20 protein-coding genes and 1 other RNA gene are annotated in these 20,922 nt (G+C 71.5%); 7 read left to right on the forward strand and 14 right to left on the reverse strand.

Annotated features, from left to right (window positions below; genetic code table 11):
* Window positions 1-2 precede the first annotated feature (2 nt).
* The 4 genes from LWF15_RS25145 to glnA form a co-directional block, all read right to left on the reverse strand.
* A complete protein-coding gene (locus LWF15_RS25145; RefSeq protein ID WP_232813395.1) occupies window positions 3-3,200 on the reverse strand; it encodes a bifunctional [glutamine synthetase] adenylyltransferase/[glutamine synthetase]-adenylyl-L-tyrosine phosphorylase in 3,198 nt (1,065 codons plus the stop codon).
* Between the two features lie 27 nt (window positions 3,201-3,227).
* Complete coding sequence (locus LWF15_RS25150; protein WP_232813396.1) at window positions 3,228-4,526, reverse strand: signal peptidase I; 1,299 nt, start codon at window positions 4,524-4,526, stop codon at window positions 3,228-3,230.
* 5 nt (window positions 4,527-4,531) lie between these two features.
* A complete protein-coding gene (locus tag LWF15_RS25155) occupies window positions 4,532-5,125 on the reverse strand; it encodes a hypothetical protein (protein WP_232813397.1) in 594 nt (197 codons plus the stop codon).
* 140 nt (window positions 5,126-5,265) lie between these two features.
* The gene (gene glnA / locus LWF15_RS25160; RefSeq protein ID WP_232813398.1) at window positions 5,266-6,603 is read right to left on the reverse strand and encodes a type I glutamate--ammonia ligase; all 1,338 of its coding nucleotides are present in this window, start codon (window positions 6,601-6,603) and stop codon (window positions 5,266-5,268) included.
* 248 nt (window positions 6,604-6,851) lie between these two features.
* Here glnA and panB point away from each other — a divergent pair, with 248 nt between their 5' ends.
* A complete protein-coding gene (gene panB / locus LWF15_RS25165) occupies window positions 6,852-7,703 on the forward strand; it encodes a 3-methyl-2-oxobutanoate hydroxymethyltransferase (protein WP_232813399.1) in 852 nt (283 codons plus the stop codon).
* Between the two features lie 3 nt (window positions 7,704-7,706).
* On the opposite strand, the gene LWF15_RS25170 is transcribed toward panB, so the two are convergent.
* Window positions 7,707-7,898, reverse strand: coding sequence for a hypothetical protein (locus LWF15_RS25170; protein WP_232813400.1), 192 nt, complete (start codon window positions 7,896-7,898; stop codon window positions 7,707-7,709).
* Between the two features lie 150 nt (window positions 7,899-8,048).
* On the opposite strand from LWF15_RS25170, the gene LWF15_RS25175 reads away from it, so the two are divergent.
* The 3 genes from LWF15_RS25175 to ppgK all read left to right on the forward strand — a co-directional run bounded on the left by LWF15_RS25175 (window position 8,049) and on the right by ppgK (window position 10,219).
* Window positions 8,049-8,408, forward strand: a complete 360-nt coding sequence (locus tag LWF15_RS25175; RefSeq protein WP_232813401.1) for a hypothetical protein — start codon at window positions 8,049-8,051, stop codon at window positions 8,406-8,408.
* A 72-nt stretch (window positions 8,409-8,480) separates the two neighbouring features.
* The gene (gene map, locus LWF15_RS25180; RefSeq protein ID WP_232813402.1) at window positions 8,481-9,368 is read left to right on the forward strand and encodes a type I methionyl aminopeptidase; all 888 of its coding nucleotides are present in this window, start codon (window positions 8,481-8,483) and stop codon (window positions 9,366-9,368) included.
* Between the two features lie 35 nt (window positions 9,369-9,403).
* Complete coding sequence (gene ppgK / locus LWF15_RS25185) at window positions 9,404-10,219, forward strand: polyphosphate--glucose phosphotransferase (protein WP_232813403.1); 816 nt, start codon at window positions 9,404-9,406, stop codon at window positions 10,217-10,219.
* A gap of 28 nt (window positions 10,220-10,247) precedes the next feature.
* On the opposite strand, the gene LWF15_RS25190 is transcribed toward ppgK, so the two are convergent.
* Together LWF15_RS25190 and rnpB are read right to left on the reverse strand one after the other, a co-directional pair.
* Window positions 10,248-10,508, reverse strand: coding sequence for a hypothetical protein (locus LWF15_RS25190; protein WP_232813404.1), 261 nt, complete (start codon window positions 10,506-10,508; stop codon window positions 10,248-10,250).
* 127 nt (window positions 10,509-10,635) lie between these two features.
* Window positions 10,636-11,014, reverse strand: an RNA gene (gene rnpB, locus LWF15_RS25195) — RNase P RNA component class A.
* Between the two features lie 309 nt (window positions 11,015-11,323).
* Here rnpB and LWF15_RS25200 point away from each other — a divergent pair.
* From LWF15_RS25200 to LWF15_RS25210, 3 genes are read left to right on the forward strand one after another with little or no spacing between them, the layout of a single operon-like run.
* The gene (locus LWF15_RS25200; protein ID WP_232813405.1) at window positions 11,324-13,129 is read left to right on the forward strand and encodes a bifunctional metallophosphatase/5'-nucleotidase; all 1,806 of its coding nucleotides are present in this window, start codon (window positions 11,324-11,326) and stop codon (window positions 13,127-13,129) included.
* 35 nt (window positions 13,130-13,164) lie between these two features.
* Entirely contained in the window at window positions 13,165-13,956 is a 792-nt protein-coding gene (locus LWF15_RS25205) for a YaaA family protein (protein ID WP_232813406.1), read from the forward strand.
* Window positions 13,957-13,969: 13 nt separating this feature from the next.
* A complete protein-coding gene (locus tag LWF15_RS25210) occupies window positions 13,970-15,448 on the forward strand; it encodes a pyridoxal phosphate-dependent decarboxylase family protein (protein ID WP_232813407.1) in 1,479 nt (492 codons plus the stop codon).
* Between the two features lie 4 nt (window positions 15,449-15,452).
* On the opposite strand, the gene LWF15_RS25215 is transcribed toward LWF15_RS25210, so the two are convergent.
* From LWF15_RS25215 to LWF15_RS25245, 7 genes are all read right to left on the reverse strand, one after another.
* On the reverse strand, window positions 15,453-15,905 hold the full coding sequence (locus LWF15_RS25215; protein ID WP_232813408.1) for a hypothetical protein: 453 nt from the start codon (window positions 15,903-15,905) through the stop codon (window positions 15,453-15,455).
* Window positions 15,906-16,180: 275 nt separating this feature from the next.
* Window positions 16,181-17,380 carry an O-succinylhomoserine sulfhydrylase gene (locus LWF15_RS25220; RefSeq protein WP_232813409.1) on the reverse strand — a complete coding sequence of 400 codons (1,200 nt, stop codon included), beginning with the start codon at window positions 17,378-17,380 and terminating at the stop codon, window positions 16,181-16,183.
* 105 nt (window positions 17,381-17,485) lie between these two features.
* The gene (locus LWF15_RS25225; RefSeq protein ID WP_232813410.1) at window positions 17,486-17,902 is read right to left on the reverse strand and encodes a rhodanese-like domain-containing protein; all 417 of its coding nucleotides are present in this window, start codon (window positions 17,900-17,902) and stop codon (window positions 17,486-17,488) included.
* A gap of 3 nt (window positions 17,903-17,905) precedes the next feature.
* A complete protein-coding gene (locus LWF15_RS25230) occupies window positions 17,906-18,130 on the reverse strand; it encodes a DUF1737 domain-containing protein (RefSeq protein ID WP_232813411.1) in 225 nt (74 codons plus the stop codon).
* A 101-nt stretch (window positions 18,131-18,231) separates the two neighbouring features.
* Window positions 18,232-18,888 (reverse strand): histidine phosphatase family protein, encoded by a 657-nt coding sequence (locus LWF15_RS25235; RefSeq protein ID WP_232813412.1) that lies wholly within the window; start codon window positions 18,886-18,888, stop codon window positions 18,232-18,234.
* Complete coding sequence (locus LWF15_RS25240) at window positions 18,846-19,586, reverse strand: zinc ribbon domain-containing protein (protein ID WP_232813413.1); 741 nt, start codon at window positions 19,584-19,586, stop codon at window positions 18,846-18,848. The genes LWF15_RS25235 and LWF15_RS25240 overlap by 43 nt, the downstream gene beginning before the upstream one ends.
* Window positions 19,587-19,653: 67 nt before the next feature.
* Complete coding sequence (locus tag LWF15_RS25245) at window positions 19,654-20,832, reverse strand: Nif3-like dinuclear metal center hexameric protein (RefSeq protein WP_232813414.1); 1,179 nt, start codon at window positions 20,830-20,832, stop codon at window positions 19,654-19,656.
* Window positions 20,833-20,922: the final 90 nt, after the last annotated feature.

A 20,922-nucleotide genomic window follows, 5' to 3' on the forward strand; every position in this document is an offset into this window, starting at 1 on the left:
GTTCAGACGTCCCAGCCGTAGAACAGCCGCTCCACCACGGTCCGGGCCCTCCGGGTCACCCGCTGGTAGTCCTCGTCCAGCTGCCCGGCCGATCCGGGCGGGTAGCCCATGATCCGCGCGACCCCGTCCAGCGAGGTGTGGTTGGTCGGCGGCACGTCCGAGGCGTTGCCCTTCCAGAGCATGATCGCGTTGCGGAAGCGGGCCGCCAGCCGCCAGGCCTCGGCCAGCACCTCGCCGTCGCCCTCGGTGACCAGGTCCGCCTCCACCGCCGCGGCCAGCGCCTCCATCGTGCCGGTGACCCGCAGGCCGGGAACCTCGTGGGCGTGCTGCAGCTGGTACAGCTGCACCGTCCACTCCACGTCGGCCAGCGCGCCCCGGCCCAGCTTGAGGTGGCGGTGCGGGTCGGCGCCGCGCGGCAGCCGCTCCGACTCCACCCGGGCCTTGATCCGGCGGATCTCCTTGAGCGCGGCGTCGGGCAGACCCCCCTCCCGCCAGCGCAGCGGATCGATCAGCTCGACGAACTGCTCGCCCAGGTCGGTCTCCCCGGCGATCGGCCGGGCGCGGGTCAGGGCCTGTGCCTCCCAGGCCACCGACCAGCGCGCGTAGTAGTCGCGGTAGGAGGCCAGCGAGCGCACCAGCGGGCCGTTGCGCCCCTCCGGCCGCAGGTTCGCGTCCACCGCCAGGGCCGGCTCCGGGCCGGTCATCGACAGCAGGCGGCGTAGCTCGGCGCACAGGTCGGTGGCGGCGGCCTGCGCCTCGTGCGGGTCGGCCCCCGGCAGCGGATCGGCCACGAACAGCACGTCCGCGTCGCTGGAGTAGCTGATCTCCCGCCCGCCGAGCCGGCCCATCGCGATCACCGCCATCCGCACCGGCAGGTCGCCGCGCCGGGCCCGGACCGAGTCGGCCGCGGCCACCAGGGCCCCGTCCAGCGCGGCCACCGCGCAGTCGCTGAGCGCCCGGCCGACCGTGTCGATGTCGCTCAGCCCGACCACGTCGGCCACCCCGGTGCGGATGATCTCGCGCCGGCGCACCGCCCGGGCCGACATCGCCGCGGCCACCGGCTCACCCTCGTGCCGGGCCGCGCCCTTGCGCACCCCGGCGATCATCGACGACAGCGGCTGGGGCCGGAGCACCTCGTCGGTCTCCAGCAGGGCCACCGCCTCCGGCGCCCGCTGCAGCAGGTCGGCGACCAGCTGGCTGGACGACAGCACGTGGGCCAGCCGCTCGGCGGCGGCCCCGGAGTCGCGCAGCATCTTCAGGTACCAGTGGGTGGAGCCGAGGGCCTCGGACAGCCGCCGGAAGTCCAGCAGCCCGGCGTCCGGGTCGGCGCCGTCGGCGAACCAGCCGAGCATCACCGGCAGCAGCTGACGCTGGATCGCCGCCCGGCGGGAGACGCCGAGGGTGAGCGCGGTCAGGTGCCGCATCGCCCCGGCCGGGTCGCGGTAGCCCAGGGCGGCCAGCCGGGCCCGGGCCGCCTCCGGGGTGAGCCGGGCCTCGTCGCTGGTCAGCTCGGCCGCGGCGGCCAGCAGCGGCCGGTAGAAGAGCTTCTCGTGCAGCCGGCGGACCTCCCGGGCCTGCCGCCGCCAGAGCCCGGTCAGGGCCGCCCCGGGGTCGGCCCGGTAGCCGAACTCCCTTCCCAGCCGCCGCAGATCGGCCTCACCGCTGGGCACCACGTGGGTGCGCTGCAGCCGGAACAGCTGGATCCGGTGTTCCAGCGCCCGCAGCATGCGGTAGGCCCGGTCCAGCTCGGCCGCGTCGGCCCGGCCGACGTAACCGAAGGTGCTCAGCGCCTCCAGGCCCAGCAGGGTGTTGGCGGTGCGCAGCCGGGCGTCGATCCGGCCGTGCACCAACTGCAGCAGCTGCACCGAGAACTCGACGTCGCGCAGGCCCCCGGCGCCCAGCTTCAGCTCGCGGTCGGCGTCCGGGCCCTTCAGGTGCTCCTCCACCCGGCGGCGCATGGCCTGCACGTCGGCCACGAAGTTCTCGCGCTCGGCCGCCTTCCAGACCATCGGCTCGATCCCGGCCAGGTAGCGCGCCCCCAGGTCGGCGTCGCCGGCCACCAGCCGGGCCTTGAGCAGGGCCTGGAACTCCCAGGTCTTGGCCCAGCGCTCGTAGTAGGTGAGATGACTGGCCAGGGTGCGCACCAGCGGGCCCTGCCGGCCCTCGGGGCGCAGGTTCGCGTCGACCGGCCAGAGGGTGCCCTCGGGAGTGGCCTTGGAGCAGACCAGGCCCAGAGTGCTGGCCAGCCGGGTGCCCTCGGTGATCGCCTTCTGCTCGTCGGCCCCCTCGACCGCCTCGACCACGTAGATCACGTCCACGTCGCTGACGTAGTTCAGCTCCCGGCCACCGCACTTACCCATGCCGATCACCGCCAGCCGGCAGTTCTTCCCGTGGCCGGGCAGCGAACCGCGGGCCACCGCCAGGGCGGCCTCCAAGGCGGCGGCGGCCAGGTCGGCCAGGATCGCCGCGACGGTCGGCACGATGGCCAAAGGGTTGTCGGCCGCCAGGTCTCGGGCCGCCAGACCGAGCAGACGACGCCGGTAGGCCACCCGCAGCGCATCGGTCGCCGCGTCCTGCGGGAGCTCGCTGACCGGCACCTGCGCCTGCGGGTCGGCCCCCACCGCGCGCAGCAGCTCGGCCCGCAGCTCGTCGGCGGTGAACGACGAGAAAGGCCGCGGCGGAACTCCTTCCAGAAACTTCTGGGCATGGCCGTGATGGTCGGCCTCGTGGTCGCCCGGCCTCCCCGGCGACTGCACGGGCCCGTCGTCCCCACCCAGTTCGCCGTCGATCACCGGCCACTGCCCGGGGTGGCGCACCAGATGGTCGCCCAGGGCACCGGAACCACCGAGCACCGCGAACAGCCGGCGGGCGGTCAGGCCGTCACGGTGCAGGACCTGGCCCAGCTGCGCGACCGGCCCGCCTTCCCCGATCTCGGGCACCTCGGCCGCGGCCAGCGACTCGGTCAGCCGGCCGAGCGTGGCCAGGGCCAGGTCCGGATCGGGGCTGTCGGCCAGCGCGGCCAGCAGCTTCTCCCCCGGCGGGGGCAGCTCGCGGGTGAAGGTGTCCGGCTCCCCCTCCGGCTCGGCCGCCATCAGCTCGGTCATCCCCGGGGTGCTGAGTACGCGTTCGGCGCCGGAAGGGTCGGCGAAACCGAACCGGGCCAGCCGGGCGGTCAAACTTGCCTGACGCGCAGTCGTCACCCGCCCCACCGTAAAGGACGATGCCGGTCAGCCGGAGGCCGCGGCGTACAGCGAGGCGATCTCGGCCGGGGTGAGGGCCCGGTTCCACACCGCCACCTCGTCCACCTGCCCCCGGAACGACTCGCTGAACGAAGGGGCCCCGACGGCCACCTTCGTCGCGGTCGAGACCAGCTGGCCGGGCCCGGTCACCGTCGGGCTGGTGCCGCCCACCACGCCGTCCCGGAAGATCCGCACGGTGCTGCCGTCCCAGGTCCCCACGTAGAAGTGCCAGGCGTCGTCGGCCGGAGCCGGGATCGCCGCCGTCGGGCGGGACGGGGTCCCCGCGGTGAGGTCGAACAGGAAGCGCATGTGGGTGGTGCTGGCGTCCAGCGCCAGCAGGTAGCTGACCCCGCCCGCGCCGGAGTACATCAGCTTCGACACCACCCGCCCACTGGCCTGGTTGGTCACGTTCGACGGCAGTTTCACCCAGGCCATGACGCTGATCGGCCCGCGAATGTCGAGCGAGGCCGGACCGGTGGCCACGGTGGCCGCCCCCTGTGCGTTACTGTTCAGGCCGATGGCCCGTTTGACCCCGCCGGTGACGGCCCCGGCCAGGTCCAGGGTGGGCGGTCCGACGAAGGACATCGGGGTCGTACCGGCCACGTCGGCCGCGGTCGGCCCCGAGCTCTCGTCCAGGGGCCAGTAGGCGACCGGGCCCAGCGCCTGGGTCCGGTCGGCAAAGGCCGACCGGTCGGTGGTGGCGATGCTGAACGTGGTGGAACTGGTGGCAGTGAACTGGGCCGAGGTGGCAGACGTGGGCACCAGGACACCGGCCACCAGCGCGCCGCTCACCAGGGTTCCGGCCAGGAGCCCCCGCCTGGCCCGGCGACCGCCCGCGACCCCGAGCCCGACCCCCACACCGACCGCCGCCAGGCAGAGGACGACCCCAGCACCCGGGAGGGGCAGTCTGCCCAGCGGAACCACCATCCGCACCGACCCCACCACTGCCTCGGCCGGCACCGGTACCGGGTCGGCCGCCGGATTGGCGTCGCCCTGAGTGGTGTACTCCCGCCGGACCGGATCGACCCCGACGACGCGATGCGTCACCAGTACTCCGGTGCCCGGCTGTCGGTAGGTGACCACCGTGCCGATCGGGACCCACCGGCGTCCGTCGTTCTTGATCACCACCACGTCACCGGACCTGACCGCCGGCTCCATCGACCCCGAAACGACCGTGTACGACTGCCAGTCCGTCAGCCGGGGCAGCCCTGACCCCAGCCCGACCAGCACCGCGGCGAACCCCAGCACCAGCCCCAGCACGATTCCCGCTGCAACCCGGCCCGCCACCCCGCTCAGCTCCTGGCTTCCCAGGTGAAAGACCCTGATGCGGAGGCATTCTGAGCAGCCGGGGTGCTGCGCACGGTGATCGTGAACCGGTAGCTGCGAGAAGCCGGAGTCGCGGTCGGCGACCATGCCCCGACGCCGGTGGCGAAGGACGCCGCGGCCGTCGCGAAGGCCGCCAAGGTGCCGCTGTACAGGGTGCTGGTGGCGGTGAAGCCTGAGCAGTCGCCGAACGCGCCCCCTGTCCCTTCGGCCACGGTCAGGTCCAGCTGGTCGGCCAGGGCACCGCCCGCGCTCGCGTAGAGCCGCACCTGCGTACCCGACACCAGCGACCCGGTGTAGGTCACGGTGATGCACCGGCTCCGCGTCTGCCCGCTGGCCAGGAGCCCGTCCGAGCCGGTGCTGAACGTCGCCTGGCCGTGGTCGTCGTCCGTCACCGAGACGGTTCCCGCCGACCAGCTGCCGGTGGCCGGGGTGGAGCCGCTGAAGGCCGCACCGGTGGTGTGCCAGACCAGCGAGCCGCACGCCAGGGCCCCGATCAGCGCCCCTCCCCCGACCGCGGGCCAGAACCCGCGCGCCGACGCACGGGCAGCGGCGTCGGGCATCGCACGGGCTCCTGGTCGAGGCTGGTTGTTCGTGGAAAGACGGGTCTCTTCCCACGAACAGTCGCCCGCCGGGCGCCGCAGGCACAGCCGCAGGCACAGCCGCAGCTCCCAGAATCAGCCGATCGCCGGGTGGCGCCGGCTCACAGCAGCGGCAGGTACCGCTTCAGCTCGAACGGGGTGACCTGTGAGCGGTACTCCTGCCACTCCGCCCGCTTGTTGCGCAGGAAGAAGTCGAACACGCCCTCGCCCAGGGTCTCCGCCACCAGCTCGGAGTCCTCCATGATCGAGATCGCCTGGTCGAGGTTGCTGGGCAGCCGGGTGATCCCCATCGCCCGGCGCTCGGCCTCGGTCAGCGACCAGACGTTGTCGTCGGCGCCGTCGGGCAGCTCCAGCCCCTCCTCGATGCCCTTCATGCCTGCGTTCAGCATCAGGGCGAAGGCCAGGTAGGGGTTGGTGGCGCTGTCCAGGCCGCGGTACTCGACCCGGGTGGACTGGCCCTTGCCGGGCTTGTACATCGGCACCCGGATCAGGGCCGAGCGGTTGTTGTGCCCCCAGCACACGTAGGCCGGGGCCTCGGCGCCGCCCCAGATCCGCTTGTACGAGTTCACCCACTGGTTGGTCACCGCGGTGATCTCGGCGGCGTGCTTGAGCAGGCCGGCGATGAACTGCCGGGCGATCTTGCTGAGCTGGTACTCGGCGCCGGCCTCGTGGAAGGCGTTGGTGTCGCCCTCGAACAGCGAGAAGTGCGTGTGCATGCCCGAGCCCGGGTGCGCGTTCAGCGGCTTGGGCATGAAGGTGGCGTAGAGCCCCTGCTCCAGCGCCACCTCCTTGATCACGCTGCGGAACGTCATGATGTTGTCGGCCATGGTCAGCGCGTCGGCGTAACGCAGGTCGATCTCGTTCTGCCCCGGGCCGGCCTCGTGGTGGCTGAACTCGACCGAGATGCCCATCGACTCCAGCACGCCGATCGCGGCCCGGCGGAAGTCGTGGGTGGTGCCGCGCGGCACGTGGTCGAAGTACCCGGCCTGGTCGACCGGCTCGGGCTCCTGGCCCTCGAAGGTCGGCTCCTTGAACAGGTAGAACTCGATCTCGGGGTGGGTGTAGAAGCTCAGCCCGTGCTCGGCGGCCTTGTTCAGGGCGCGCTTGAGCACGTTGCGCGGGTCCATCAGGGCGGGCTCGCGGCCGGGGGTGAAGATGTCGCAGAACATCCGGGCGGTGCCCTGGGACTCCCCGCGCCAGGGCAGCACCTGGAACGTCGAGGGGTCGGGCTTGGCCAGCATGTCGGCCTCGTGCACCCGGGCCAGGCCCTCGATCGCCGAGCCGTCGAACCCGATGCCCTCGGCGAAGGCCCCCTCCAGCTCGGCCGGGGCGATCGAGACGCTCTTCAGTGAACCGAGGATGTCGGTGAACCAGAGCCGGATGAACCGGATGTCCCGCTCCTCGATCGAGCGGAGGATGAACTCCTGCTGCCTGTCCATGCCGGTCCTTTCCTTCTCCCTGCCCACGGACGGTTCCGCCGGTAGTGCCGAGCCTGCCAGATCGCGGGGTGCCCGGTGCACCCGCCGTCCCGCTCCGTCGCGGTTCACCAGGCCAGGGTGTCGCACCTAACACCCCCACGGAGCGGCACAAGGCGCTCCCCTGTGACGGCCCGCACGCCCAGCGCCCGTGGTGGCCCCGAACAACGGGTGGACGATGGGTGGGTGGACATTCGCGAGGAGGCAGGGCGATGAGCCAGCAGCCGGAAGAGACCGCCCCCTACGGCGGCGACCAGGGTGGACCGAAGAAGATCCGGATCCACCATCTGCAGCAGATGAAGGCCCGCGGTGAGCGCTGGGCCATGCTGACCGCCTACGACCAGCTCTCGGCCTCGGTGTTCGACGCCGCCGGGATCCCGGTGCTGCTGGTCGGCGACTCGGCCGCCAACAACGTGCTCGGCCAGGCCACCACGCTGCCGATCACCACCGACGAGATGATCCCGCTGGTGCGGGCGGTGTCCGGGGCCGCGCGGCGCGCCCTGGTGGTGGCCGACCTGCCGTTCGGCAGCTACCAGGCCTCACCCCAGCAGGCGTTCGGCACCGCCGCAAGGATGCTGAAGGAGGGGCTGGCGCACGCGGTGAAGCTCGAGGGCGGCGCGGTGATGGCCCCCACGGTGAAGCTGCTCACCGACTCCGGCGTGCCGGTGATGGCGCACATCGGCTTCACCCCGCAGAGCGAGCACGCGCTGGGTGGCTACCGGGTCCAGGGCCGCGGCGAGGCGGCCGAGCGGCTGCTCGAGGACGCACTGGCGCTGCAGGCCGCCGGGGCCTTCGCGGTGCTCATGGAGATGGTCCCGGCCCCGGCCGCCGCCGCCGTGACCAAGGCGCTCGACGTGCCCACGGTGGGCATCGGCGCCGGCCCCGACTGCGACGCCCAGGTGCTGGTCTGGACCGACATGGCCGGCCTGACCGAGGGCCGCACCCCGCGCTTCGTGAAGAAGTACGCGGACCTGCGCGGGGTACTCACCCAGGCCGCGCAGGAATACGCCCGCGACGTCCGGCACGGCACCTTCCCCGCGCCGGAACATTCGTTCGAGGAGTAGCTCTCAGTCCTCTTTCCAGCGGCGGTCCTCCTCGTCCCAGGCCTCCGTGCGGGCCCGGGCCGACTCGAGGGCCGCCTGGGCGGCCTCCCGGGTGGGGTAGGGGCCCATCACGTCCTTGCCCTGGCCCTTGTGGTCGCTCACCTCGACCTGCCCGGTCGAGAGGTTGTACCAGTACTGTTCGGCACCGTCACTCATGATCACGACGATAGCCCGCACCGCCCGGGCCCGCCCCCGCAGCGGACGACGGTTCAAGGCCAGGCAGACACCGGCCGATGTCAGGTGCGTCACCTTCCCCGCTCTCACCGTTCGAGAGCGCCCTGGAATTCCTGCTCGGGGGCATCAGTCATGGACGTACGCGTCAACACCGCGCCGTCAGCACCGTCTTTCGGCCGGATCCGGCCGGCCTCGCTCGACCCGGACACCGGAGCGGGCGGCTCGGCCGGTTCCGGCTGGTCGCTGGACACCGGCAACCCGGGCCAGAACCGCCAGCCGGGAAAGGGTTTCGGGGCCATCGTCGACGGCTCGGCCGACATCCGGCAGGCCGGTTCGGACGCCTACCTGACCGCGATGTACGTGCAGTACGTCGACTACCGGGGCCCGGGCCGGGGCACCGTGGAGAACCCGCTGGCGCCGCGCGGTGTCCGCGCCGCCCAGACCGTGCCGATGTCCCTGGCCGTGGGCCTCCAGGTCGACTACACAGTCTGAGCTCGCCCCCGGAGCAGTCAGCCCGAGGTCTGGACCGGCTCGTACCGGCACGGGGACCTAAACTGGGCGACCATGAGCACAGGTACCTCCGCACCACTGGGCACGCTGGTGCCCGGAGTGGTGGGCCCCCGCCGGGCCGTCCCTGCCGGCATCGTGCGCCCGGAGTACGTGGACAAGCCCGCCCCCGCCAAGTACACGGGGCCGGAGGTCAAGGACGCGGCCACGATCGAGCTGATGCGCGAGGCCGGGCGGATCGCCGGGTCGGCGCTGGCCGAGGTGGGTAAGCACGTGCAGCCCGGCGTGACCACCGACGAGCTCGACCGGATCGGCCACGAGTACCTGCTCGACCACGGCGTCTACCCCTCCACGCTGGGCTACAAGGGCTTCCCGAAGTCGTTGTGCACCAGCCTGAACGAGGTGGTCTGCCACGGCATCCCGGACTCCACGGTGGTCCGGGACGGCGACATCCTCAACGTCGACATCACCGGCTACCTCACCCGCGACGGCCTCGGCGTGCACGGCGACTGCGACGCCACCTTCCTGGCCGGCGACGTCGACGAGGAGTCGCGGCTGCTGGTGGAGCGCACCCACGAGGCGATGATGCGCGGCATCAAGGCCGTGCGCCCGGGCCGGCAGATCAACGTCATCGGCCGCGTGATCGAGGCCTACGCCAGGCGTTTCGGCTACGGCGTGGTGCGCGACTTCACCGGCCACGGCATCGGCACCGGCTTCCACACCGGCCTGGTGGTGCCGCACTACGACGCCGCCCCCGGTTTCGCCACGGTGATCGAGCCGGGCATGACCTTCACCATCGAGCCGATGCTCACCCTCGGCACGCACGAGTGGGAGATGTGGGACGACGGGTGGACGGTGGTGACCAAGGACCGCCGGCGCACCGCCCAGTTCGAGCACACCGTCCTGGTCACCGAGTCCGGCGCCGAGATTCTCACCCTCCCCTGAGCCCCATTCCTGAACGATCACAACTAGGGACGTGTATGAGCACCGACCAGCCCCCTCTCACCGCTGAGATCTCCGCCCTCACGGGCGGTTTCGGGATCGACATCGGTGGCTCGGGGATCAAGGGCGCCCCGGTCGACCTGACCGAGGGCCGGTTCGCGGCCGAGCGGCTGCGCATCCCCACCCCGCAGCCCTCCACCCCCGGCGCGGTCGCCGACGTGGTGGCCGAGATCGTCGAGAGCTTCGGCGAGGCCGCGGGCACCGGGCCGGTCGGCGTCACCTTCCCCGCGGTGATCCAGCACGGGGTGGCCCGCACCGCCGCCAACGTGGACAAGACCTGGATCGACACCGACGTGGACACGCTGTTCACGGCCCGGCTCAACCGCAGCGTGCACGTGGTCAACGATGCGGACGCGGCCGGGGTGGCCGAGGCCCGGTTCGGCGCCGCCCGCGACACCAAGGGCCTGGTCGTCGTGGTCACCCTGGGCACCGGGATCGGGTCGGCGGTGCTGCTCGACGGCAAGCTGATGCCGAACACCGAGCTGGGGCACCTGGAGATCGATGGTCACGACGCGGAGAGCCGGGCGGCCGACAGCGCCCGCGAGCGGGAAGACCTGTCCTGGGAGAAGTGGGCGCACCGGCTGCAGAACTACTTCTCCACCGTGGAGAACCTGTTCTGGCCCGACCTGTTCGTGGTCGGCGGCGGGGTGAGCAAGAAGAGCAGCAAGTTCCTGCCCCTGCTCGACCTGCGCACCCCGATCGTGCCGGCCCAGCTGCTGAACGACGCGGGCATCATCGGTGCCGCGGTGCTGGCCGCCGAGAGCCCCGACGCTCCCCGGCCGCCCGCCCACTGACCGCCGACGGCAGCCTGGCCGGGCGCCCTCAGTCGAGGGGTTCGGCCAGGCTGGCGCTGGTCTCGGCGACCATCCGGAAGTAGTCCATCGCCTGCTCCTCGCCCATGTGCTTGCTGGCCAGCGTGGCCGACAGCGAGGCGAGGGCGGTCACGAACGTGAGCTGGGCACTGCCCTGCAGGTCGCGCAGGATGAAGCTCATGGCCTCGTGGTCGCCGAGCATCTGGAAGCGGATGAAGGCGGCGGCCCGCTGGTTGGCGAGGGCGGCGGCACGTTGCTCTGCGCTAAACACGAGAACCTTTCTGGTCGACTCCCCCGGTTCTCCCAGTATCCGCGCCGACGACGTCCAGACCTCACTCAAGGTGCACCAAACCCCCGGTGGGGTGAACCGGTTCGGTCACATTCGGTGATCAGTGAGGCGGACGAGCTGGACTGTAAGCCGGATTCTGTGCCGAACGGGTGAACCCGCCCGGCGGCGACCATCCATCTAGGGGCGCCGTTGCCGGCGTCCTCGTGCGGCCTACCCGGATGCTCGGGCGAGCAGCCCTCGAGCGCATCCTGTCTGGCCTTGCTCCGGGTGGGGTTTACCTAGCCGCTCCGGTCACCCGGCGCGCTGGTGGTCTCTTACACCACCGTTTCACCCTTACCCATGGTCCTTGCGGGCCATCGGCGGTCTGTTCTCTGTGGCACTGTCCCGCGGGTTTCCCCGGGTGGGCGTTACCCACCACCCTGCCCTGTGGAGTCCGGACTTTCCTCGGCGGGCGGCAAGCCGCCCGACGCGGTCGCCCGTCCAGCTCGTCCGCGAAAGACATCCTAGGGCCTCGCGGCGTCACCCGGTGCAGGCCTCGACGTGGCCCCCTGCACCGGGGCAGCACGGGTGGGACAGCAATGCCGCCCCACGCGACCTGTTGCACCCGTCGCCGCACGCGTTCACCAGCCCGCCAGCCACTGGACATCACTCTCCGGGACGTCATTCGTCCGTTTATCACCTCATCCTTCCCTTTGCTTTCCGGTTGCTCACCGCACACGTTCGTTCACCTTCTGCGTAACGGCGTTGGGGAAGCTTGGGCCGTTCAGCGTCTGGAACAGCCCTGGAGGTGCGCGGAGATGAGCGCTGCGAAGAACCCGAGCAGATGGGCCACGCGCGCCCGGATCGGCACGGCGGTGGCGGTGGCCGGCCTGGTCGCCGTCCCCAGTTGGATGGTGACCACCGCCCAGGCGGACTCGCCGACCAAGGCGAGCACCCCTGGGGGCACCTCCCAGCCCCCTTGGGGCTGGGGGACCTCAATTTCCGGCACCACCACCCCGCAGGCCGCCGCCGGGAAAAAGGTGACCGCCCAGCTGCTCGCGTTCAACGACCTGCACGGGCACATGACGTCCGACGGGCTCTCGATCAGCGCCAAGACGTCCACCTCGAAGGGGTCGGGCTACGTGGCCGCAGGGGGCACGCCCTGGCTGGCCGGGAAGATCGCCGCCGCCAAGAAGGACAACCCCAACTCGCTCGTGCTCTCCACCGGTGACCAGATCGGGGGTAGCCCGCTGATCTCGGGGTACTTCCACGACGAGGGCACCATCGAGGCGATGAACAAGTTCGTCGACGTGGCGGTGGTAGGTAACCACGAGTTCGACGAGGGAACGGCCGAACTGCGGCGCCTGATCAACGGCGGCTGCCACCCGGTCGACGGCTGCTCCCCCGCGTCGCCGAAGTTCTCCGGCACTCAGTTCGACATGCTCGCCGCAAACGTCATCGACCGTAAGACAGGTAAGTCGATGCTCCCGGGGTACGTGATCAAGAAGGTCGGGGGTGCCCGGATCGGCATCATCGGCACCGTCACCCCGGACACCGTCGACCTGGTGCCCCTGCAGGGCATTGCCGACGTGAAGTTCGTTCCCGAAGCCCCGGTGATCCGCAAGCTCGCCAAGCAACTGCGTGGTCAGGGGGTGGACGCGGTGATCGCGATGACCCACTCCGGCGCCGACCCCACTCCGCGCAGCCCGATCAACTCCTGCCGCAATCTCGCCGGACCGGCCCGGGACCTCACCGCCCGCATCTCCGGCCACGTCGACGCCGTGCTCAGCGCGCACACCCACCAGGCCTACATCTGCAAGGTCAACGGCACGCTGCTGACCAGCGCGGCCTCGTACGGGCGACTGCTGACCAAGATCAAGATCACGATGGACACCGGCCGGCACGAGGTCACCCGGATCAGCGCCGGCAACGTCGTGGTCACCCACACCGGCCGGCGGGACGCGAGGGTGACGGCCGTGGTCGAGCGCTACCGCGAGGTCACCGACCCGATCGCGGGCAAGAAGGTCACCACCCTGAACCAGGACCTGACCCGCACCCTGACCCGCAACGGCGAGTCCTACCTGGGCCGGGTGATCGCCGACGCCCAGCAGGCCGCGACCCGGCCGAAGAGCAAGGGCGGGGCCCAGCTCACCATCGTCAACCGCGGTCTGGCCCGGATGAACCTGGAGAAGGGCCGGGTCACCTACGGCGACGTCTTCGACGCCCAGCCGATGGGCAACCGCCTGGTCACCATGACGCTGACCGGGCGGCAGATCGATGCCGCCCTGGAGAGCACGTTCTGCCACCCGGGCGCGGTGGACAACGACGGCCGCATGCCGATCGAGGTGAGCCGGAGCTTCTTCTTCAGCTTCGACATGGACAAGAAGTGCGGGCACAAGATCCGGATCCGGGACATGCGGCTGAACGGTGAGCGGATGTCCGCGGACAAGAAGTACCGGGTCACCACCATCGACTTCTTCTCCGACGGGGGCAGCCGGCTGGACGGGTTCCCGGTGGGCAAGAACAAGGTCACCGGCGTGCTGGAGCGCGATGCTCTGGCCCAGTACCTGAAGAAGCACCCCGGGCTGGGGCTGCCGCGGGGTACCCGGATCCGTTCTCTGTAAACGGGGTCGGCGGCAGCGGGACGTACACTCCCGGAGTGCTCGTCCTGCTGCCCCCCTCAGAATCCAAAGCCGCTCCGGCCAAGCGGGGTAAGCCCGTCGAACTGGCGCAGCTGTCGTTCCCCGAACTGGCAGACCTACGCAAGCAGGCTCTGGAGGCGCTGATCGAGGTCAGCGCCCGGCCCGATGCCCTCGAACTGCTCGACGTGGGGGCATCACTCGCCGACGAGGTAGCGCGCAATCTGACGTTGCACACCGCCCCCACCCGCCCGGCGCACCAGGTTTACACAGGGGTGCTTTACGACGCTCTCAGCTGGGATTCGCTGTCCCCGGCGGCTCGGCGACGGGGTAACAACCGAGTGCTCGTCATTTCGGCGTTGTGGGGAGCACTGCGCCCCGGCGACCGGGTTCCCTCCTACCGGCTTTCGATGGACGGGGATCTGCCCGCGCTCGGCCCGCTTGCCAGACACTGGCGTTCGGAACTGCCGAATGTGCTGACCGCCGCCGCAGGCAAGCGCGGCGTTGTCGTGGACTGCCGCTCCGGGCCGTACGTCGCCGCTGCCCCGGTCTCCTCGTTCTCCGACGATGTGGCCGCCCGCACGGTGGCCGTGCGGGTGCTGCGCGAGACCAACGGCAAGCGCTCGGTGGTGAGCCATCTGGCCAAGCACACCCGGGGCGAGGTCACGCGCTATCTGCTGGAACAGGAAGCAGATCCTCGTACCCCCGAAGCCCTTCGTGACCTGGTCGGGGCGCGCTGGCCTGCAGAACTTTCCGCCCCCGCCCGCCCCGGCACCGGCTGGATCTTGGATGTGATCCTGCACCAGCAGTAGCAGACTGGGCGGCGTGACCCCCGAAGAGTTCCGTATCGCAGGCCATCAGCTGATCGACTGGATCGCCGACTATCGCGCGGGAATCCCCGACCGCCCCGTGCAGTCCGCGGTCAAGCCCGGTGACGTGGCCGGCGCCCTGCCCAGCACTCCCCCCTCCGAGCCCGAGGAACTGGCCGCGCTGTTGCGCGACCTCGACGAGATCATCGTTCCCGGTCTGATGCAGGTGCAGCACCCCCGGCACACCGGCTGGTTCCCCTCCAACGCCACGCTGGCGTCGGTGCTCGGCGACATCACCTCCTCCGGCATCGGCGCCCTGGGTATCTCCTGGCAGTCCGCCCCGGCGCTGACCGAGCTGGAAGAGGTGGTGTGCGAGTGGATGCGCCAGCTCACCGGCCTGTCCGAAGGCTGGCACGGAGCCATCCAGGACACGGCCTCCACCGGTTGCCTTGTCGCGATGCTGGCCGCCCGGGAGCGCGCCGCCGACTACGTGAGCGAGCGCGGCGGCCTGCAGTCACTACCGGCCCCCCTCACCGTGTACACCTCCGAACACGCTCACTCCGCTGTGCCGAAAGCCGCGCTGCTGGCCGGTTTCGGGCGTTCCAACATCCGCACGCTGAGCACCGACCCGGTGACCCACGCGCTCGATCCGGCAGCCCTACGGGCGGCGATCGAGAAAGACGTCAATGAAGGACGAGTGCCCGCGGCGATCGTGGTGAGCATAGGTACCACGGCCACCACCGCCGTGGATCCGCTGGCCGAGATCCTGGAAATTGCCGCGGGCTACGGGATCTGGGTGCACGTCGACGCGGCCATGGCCGGCTCCGCCCTGCTCCTGCCCGAATACCGTTGGCTGGTCGAAGGGATCGAAGGATTCACCACGCCGGACGGGGTGCGCGTACCCCCGGCGGACTCGCTGGGCTGGAACCCCCACAAGTGGATGGGCACCATCCTGGACACCTCTCTGCTCTACGTCCGCGAGCCCGAGCGCCTGATCCGGGTGATGTCCACCAACCCCAGCTTCCTGCGCAACGCCGTGTCGGACGCCCGCACGGCAACTGAGTACCGGGACTGGGGCATCCCCCTGGGCCGCCGCTTCCGCGCCCTGAAGCTCTGGTTCCACCTGCGCCTGGACGGCGTGGAGGCGATCCGCGAGCGACTGCGCCGCGACCTGGCCAACGCCCAGCGCCTGGCCCGCCTGGTCGCCGCCGAGCCGGACTGGAACGTGGTCGCCCCCGTGGCCCTGCAGACCGTGTGCATCCGCCACGAGCCGCCCGGCCTGACCGGCGAAGCCCTCGACGCCCACACCCTGGCCTGGGCCGACGCCCTGAACCACAGCGGCGTGGGCACCGTGACGCCGGCCGTGGTGCAGGGACGCTGGCTGGTCCGGATCTCGATCGGCGTGGAGAGCACGGAATGGCCCGACGTGGAAGCCGTCTGGTCGGCCGCGAAGGACCTGGCCGCCCGCGAGGCGAACGAACGCCGCCCGGAGTAGGCCGTCAGGCGCGGGAGCTGAAGGGGTGCCGCCGCAGGAAGGCGGCGGCCACCCTGGCGTTACGCTCGATCCGGATCGCCGCCACCAGGTAGAAGGCGGCCAGCAGGACCACGACGACCTTCATCCAGACCGCCACGTCCTGGAAGAGCCAGCACGCCTGGGTCAGGACACCGGCGATCGTCAGCAGGGCCGTCGGACGACGCGACGCCAGCGACTCGGCCACCATCTGCAGCACGAGAAGCCGCCCACCGTCCAGCTCTTCAGCATCGGCAGACTTGAGCATCTGGATCGTCTGCGCGTCGCCCTCCGGCACGTAGTCGCTCATCCCGGCGTCCCGCCGACGCTCGGCCTCGGCCATCGTCGTGCGGTACAGCCAGATCCCGCCGCCCACCGCGAGCAGGAAGCCGACGCTCTGCACACCGACCAGGATGGGCAGCCACACGCCCGAATCGTCCATGCCAGAACCCTCAGCCCGCTGACCCCGCTCTCGCAACCCGAGAACCGACCCGGCTCAAGAGCCAAGCCAGGCCGACCCGGCGGGGTTCCGCCCAGGGCGCATGTGTACACATGGTCCACAACCGACCCGGCCCACCAAACCCGGTGCGCCACAGTCCTGGGCAAGCGGGTGGGTCCTTACGGATGCGTACACGGGCCGCACAGCGAACCCTGGCTGGCCGGACGCGGCCCCGCCCGTCGGCCCAGGCGAACGGGTCAGTGCCGGCCCCGCGGCACTCAGCCCAGAGCGCTGTCCAGGTCCTCCAGCAGGTCTTCGATGTCTTCCAGGCCCACCGAGATGCGCACGGTGCCGTCGCTGATTCCGGCCGCCGCGCGGGCCTCGGGGGTGAGCCGGCGGTGGGTGGTGGTGGCCGGGTGGGTGACCATCGACTTGGCGTCGCCCAGGTTGTTCGAGATGTCGACCACCCGCAGACCGTCGAGAAGGGCGAAGGCCCGGTCCTTGTCGCCCAGCTCGAAGGTGACCACCGTGCCGCCCGCGCTCATCTGGCGCTTGGCCAGCTCGAACTGGGGGTGGCTGGGCAGGTGCGGGTACTTCACCGCGCCGACCCGGGCGTCGGCCTCGAGGAACTCGGCGATGCGCAGCGCCGAGGCGCACTGGGCGTCGACCCGCAGGCGCAGCGTCTCCAGGCCCTTGAGCAGCACCCAGGCGTTGAACGGGCTCATCGAGGGCCCGGTGTGGCGCATCAGGTTCTGCACCTTCTCGTTGACGAACTCCTCCGGGCCGAGGATCGCCCCGCCGAGCACCCGGCCCTGGCCGTCGATGTGCTTGGTGGCCGAGTAGACCACGATGTCGGCGCCCAGCTCGAGCGGCTTCTGCAGCAGCGGGGTGGCGAACACGTTGTCCACCACGACCTGCGCGCCCGCGGCGTGGGCGAGCTCGCTGACCGCGCGGATGTCGACCAGTTCCTGCGCCGGGTTGGAGGGCGACTCGAAGAACACGGCCTGGGTGGGCTTGCTCAGCGCCTGCTCCCACTGGGCCAGGTCGGCCCCGTCGACGAAGACCGTCTCGACCCCCCAGCGCGGCAGGATCTCGTCGAGGATGACGAAGCAGGAGCCGAACAGGGCCTTGGAGGCCACCACCCGGTCGCCCGCGCCGAGCAGGGCGGCCAGGGCGTTGAACACCGCGGACATGCCGGTGGCGGTGGCGAAGGCGGCCGGGGCGCCCTCGATCAGGCGCAGCCGCTCCTCGAACATCGACACCGTGGGGTTGCCGTAGCGGGAGTAGACGAAGTGCTCCAGCTCGCCCTTGAACGCCGCCTCGGCCTCACCGGCCGACTCGTAGGTGTAGCCCTGGGTGAGGAACAGACCCTCGGACATCTCGGCGAAGTTCGACCGCACGGTGCCACCGCGCACGCTGAGCGTGGCCGGGCGGCGGGTGTCGGGGGTGCCTGCGGGGTCGGGGGTCTCGCTGCTCATGGGGCTCGTTCCTCGAGTGGTGGGGCAGAGGTGGGCGGTGCCGACAGAGGCACTCCTACCAGGGGCGGGGCGACCAGGGGCGGGGCCGCCGGGGAAGGGCCGGCCTCAGCCCTGCTTCCAGGGCAGGCCGCGCACCTTCCAGCCGGCCTTGCGGCCCCGGTGGTTCTGCTCGTCGGGCGGGCCCTCGAAGCCCTCCAGGATGTTGTAGGCGGACGTGTACCCCGCCGCGGTGGCCGCCTCGGCGGCGGCGATCGACCGCACGCCCGAGCGACAGAGGAACACCACCGGCGCGGACTTGTCGGCCGAGGCAGCGCCGATCTGGTCGAGGAAGGCGGGGTTACGGGCACCGTCGGGGAACGACGTCCACTCGACCAGGGCCACGTCTTTCGCGACCGAGGTCAGGTCGGGCACCCCGACGTACGACCACTCGGCCCGGGTGCGCACATCGACCAGCACCGCCTCGGGGGTGGAACTGATCAGCTCCCACGCCTGCTCGGGGGAAAGGTCTCCGGCGTATGCCACGGCTCAGGCCTCCAGGATTCGGGGAGTGGTGGTCGGCGGCTGCGCGGTGAGCACCTCGGGCAGCACCAGCGCCTGCCCCGCGATCACCCGCTGACCGTCGAAGGTCAGGGTGGGCGGACCGTGCAGCACGTAGCCCTCGGCCAGGGCGGCGCTGACCCGCTCGCAGAAACTACGGTCGTCGGGACCCGTCAGGAGCTTGTAGCGCAGGGGCTGCTCGGTCTCGGCCATGTGATCAGTTCTACCTCAGCCCGCCGACAGTCTTAAGAGCAGGACCACCACGCTCTCGCGCCGATGCCGGACTTTCACCTGCCTGGCCCGTTCAGGTCCGTTCAGGTGCGATTGACCGTGACCACTTCCACGCCGCCGTCGGCCCAGTAGCGCAGGGTGGTGACACTGGCCGGATCCACCCGCAGCCGCCAGTACGCGGCCGGGCCGGCCGCCAGGGCACCTGCGACCACGGCCCGGACCGGGCCGGTGTGCGTGACCACCACGACCGAACGCCCGGCGAACCGGGCCCGCAATCGGGACCCGGCCTCGTCCGTACGCTCTTGCAGGTCCGAGAGGGACTCGCCGCCCGGAGGCCGGGCCGCCGCGGACTCGCGCCACCGCGCGAACTCCTGGGGCCAGCGGCGGGCGATCTCGCCGTAGCCCAGACCGTCCCACTCCCCCAGCCGCAGCTCGGCCCACTCCGGCGCGACCTCGGGTTCGCACCCCACGGCCTCACGCACCGCCCAGGCCGTCTGCCAGGTGCGCAACAGCGGTGAAGTGATCAGAGCATCGGCCGGTCCCAGACGCGAGGCCAGATCCAGCGCCTCGGCCACGCCCTGGTCGCTCAGCGCCGGACCATGCCGGTCCCCACCGCTGGGCACCGACCCGGTCAGCGCCGTACTGGCGTGCCGGACCAGGTGCAGGGTCAGCGGCGCCCCGAGATCAGCAGGGCCGGTCAGAGCCCGGACTCGGCCGTACGCACCAGGATCCGGCTGCATTCCTCACAGCGCACCACCTGGTTCTCCGGCGCGCTACGGATCCGGGCCAGGTCGTTGGGCGGCAGGGTCATCCGGCAGCCCTCGCAACGCCGCTGGTAGAGCTTGGCCGCGCCGACCCCGTGGTTGCTCTCGCGGATGCGCTCGTACAGAGCCAGCAGCTCCTTCGGGATGCCGCCGGCCGAGGTGTCGCGCTCGCGGCGCACCGACTCGGCCTCCTCGTCGAGCGCCGCGATCTGCTTGTCGCGGGCCTGGGCGGCCTCGGCGATCTCGGCGGTGACCGCGTCCCGCCGGGCGGTGGCGGCCTCGACCAGGGCCTGCGCGGCCTCCTGGCGCTCCATCACCTCGAGCTCGGTGTCCTCCAGCACGCTCTGCCGGGTGGCCAGGCTCTCCAGCTCGTGCTGGATCGCCTGCAGATCCTTCGCGCTGCCCTGACCCGCGTCGAGCCGGGCCTGGTTGCGGGCCGCCCGCTGGCGGACCTGCTCGACGTCGGCCTCGGCCTTGGTCAGCTCCCGCCCCGCGTCGGTGAGCGCGGTCCGGGCCACCACCAGCTCGTCGTCGACACCCTGGAGCTTCTTCTCCAGCTCGACGATCTTCGCGTGCTCGGGCAGCGAGCGCTGCCGGTGCGCGATCTGGGTGAGCCGGATGTCGTGCGCCTGCACGTCCAGCAGCCGCCACTGATCCTGAGCCGCCGCCGTCACCACAGCAATGTCCTCCTAGCTAAGTCCCCCCGTGGGAAACCCCCAGCCTAGGTCATCAGCGAACCTCTCAGCGGACCATGCCGCCGGGGCTGGGCACCCGGAACACCCACGGGTCGGTACTGCGTGCCGAGACCAGGACCTCGACCGCCTGCCCGGCATCGGCCAGGGCCCCCTCCAGCCGGTTGGAAACCCCGTTCAGCCAGGGCCACTCGCTGGCCCAGTGGGCCACGTCGACCAGGAACGGCGGGCCCTCCCCGGCGGCGTCCCGGGCCTCGGAGGCCGGGTGGTGGCGCAGGTCGGCGGTGACGTACACGTCGGCCTCGGAGGCCCGCACCGCGTCGAACAGCGAGTCTCCGGCGCCGCCGCAGACCGCCACCCGCGACACCTCGGCCGTCGGGTCACCGGCCACCCGCACGCCCTGCGCGGTACTGGGCAGCGCCTCGGCCACCAGCATGGCGAACTCGCGCAGGCTGGTCGGCTGCTCGAGCGTGCCCACCCGGCCGATGCCACGCGGGCCCGACCAGCGGGCCAGCTCGTACACGTCCACCGCGGGCTCCTCGTAGGGGTGCGCGGCCCGCAGCGCGGCCAGGGCCTGGGCCCGGCGCCGGCGCGGCACGACCATCTCGATCCGCCGCTCGGGCACCACCTCACGCTCGCCCGGGGTGCCGATCGCCGGGGTCGCATTCGTGCCGGGGACGAACGTGCCCGAGCCCACCGCCGTCCAGGCGCACCGCTCGTACTCACCGATCTCGCCCGCCCCGGCCCCCGCCAGCGCGTCCAGCACCTTGTCGACCGCCGCCTCGGGAACGAAGGTGACCAGCTTGTCCACCGGGTCGCAGGGGTCGGCCGACAGCGGCACCAGGTCGGTCAGGCCGAGCATCCGGGCCAGCGCGTCGGAGACACCGGGAGCGGCCGCGTCGGCATTGGTGTGCGCGGTGTAGAGCGCGCAGCCACCGCGGATCAGCTGGTGCACCACCCGGCCCTTGGGGTTGGTGGTGGGCACGCCGTGGACACCGCGCAGCAGCAGGGGGTGGTGGGTGATGAGCAGGTCGGCCCGCCAGGCCAGCGCCTCCTCGACGACCACCGGGGCCGGGTCGATCGCCAGCAGGATCCGGCGCACCTGGGCCCCCGGGTCACCGCAGACCAGTCCCACGGCGTCCCAGTCGCGCGCCCAGGCCGGGTCGTACATCCGCTCCAGGACCGCGATGACGTCGGCGAGCGTGGGCGCAGCGGCTTCGGTGGTCACTCTCAGACTCTATCGGGCACAGCGCGTTCATGTGTCATGACTTGGCGTGGTCTTCGACAAGCGTCCAAAGACAATACTCAGGAGTTCCGG

The sequence above is a fragment of the Kineosporia rhizophila genome (genome assembly GCF_021277265.1).
GTDB lineage: Bacteria > Actinomycetota > Actinomycetes > Actinomycetales > Kineosporiaceae > Kineosporia > Kineosporia rhizophila.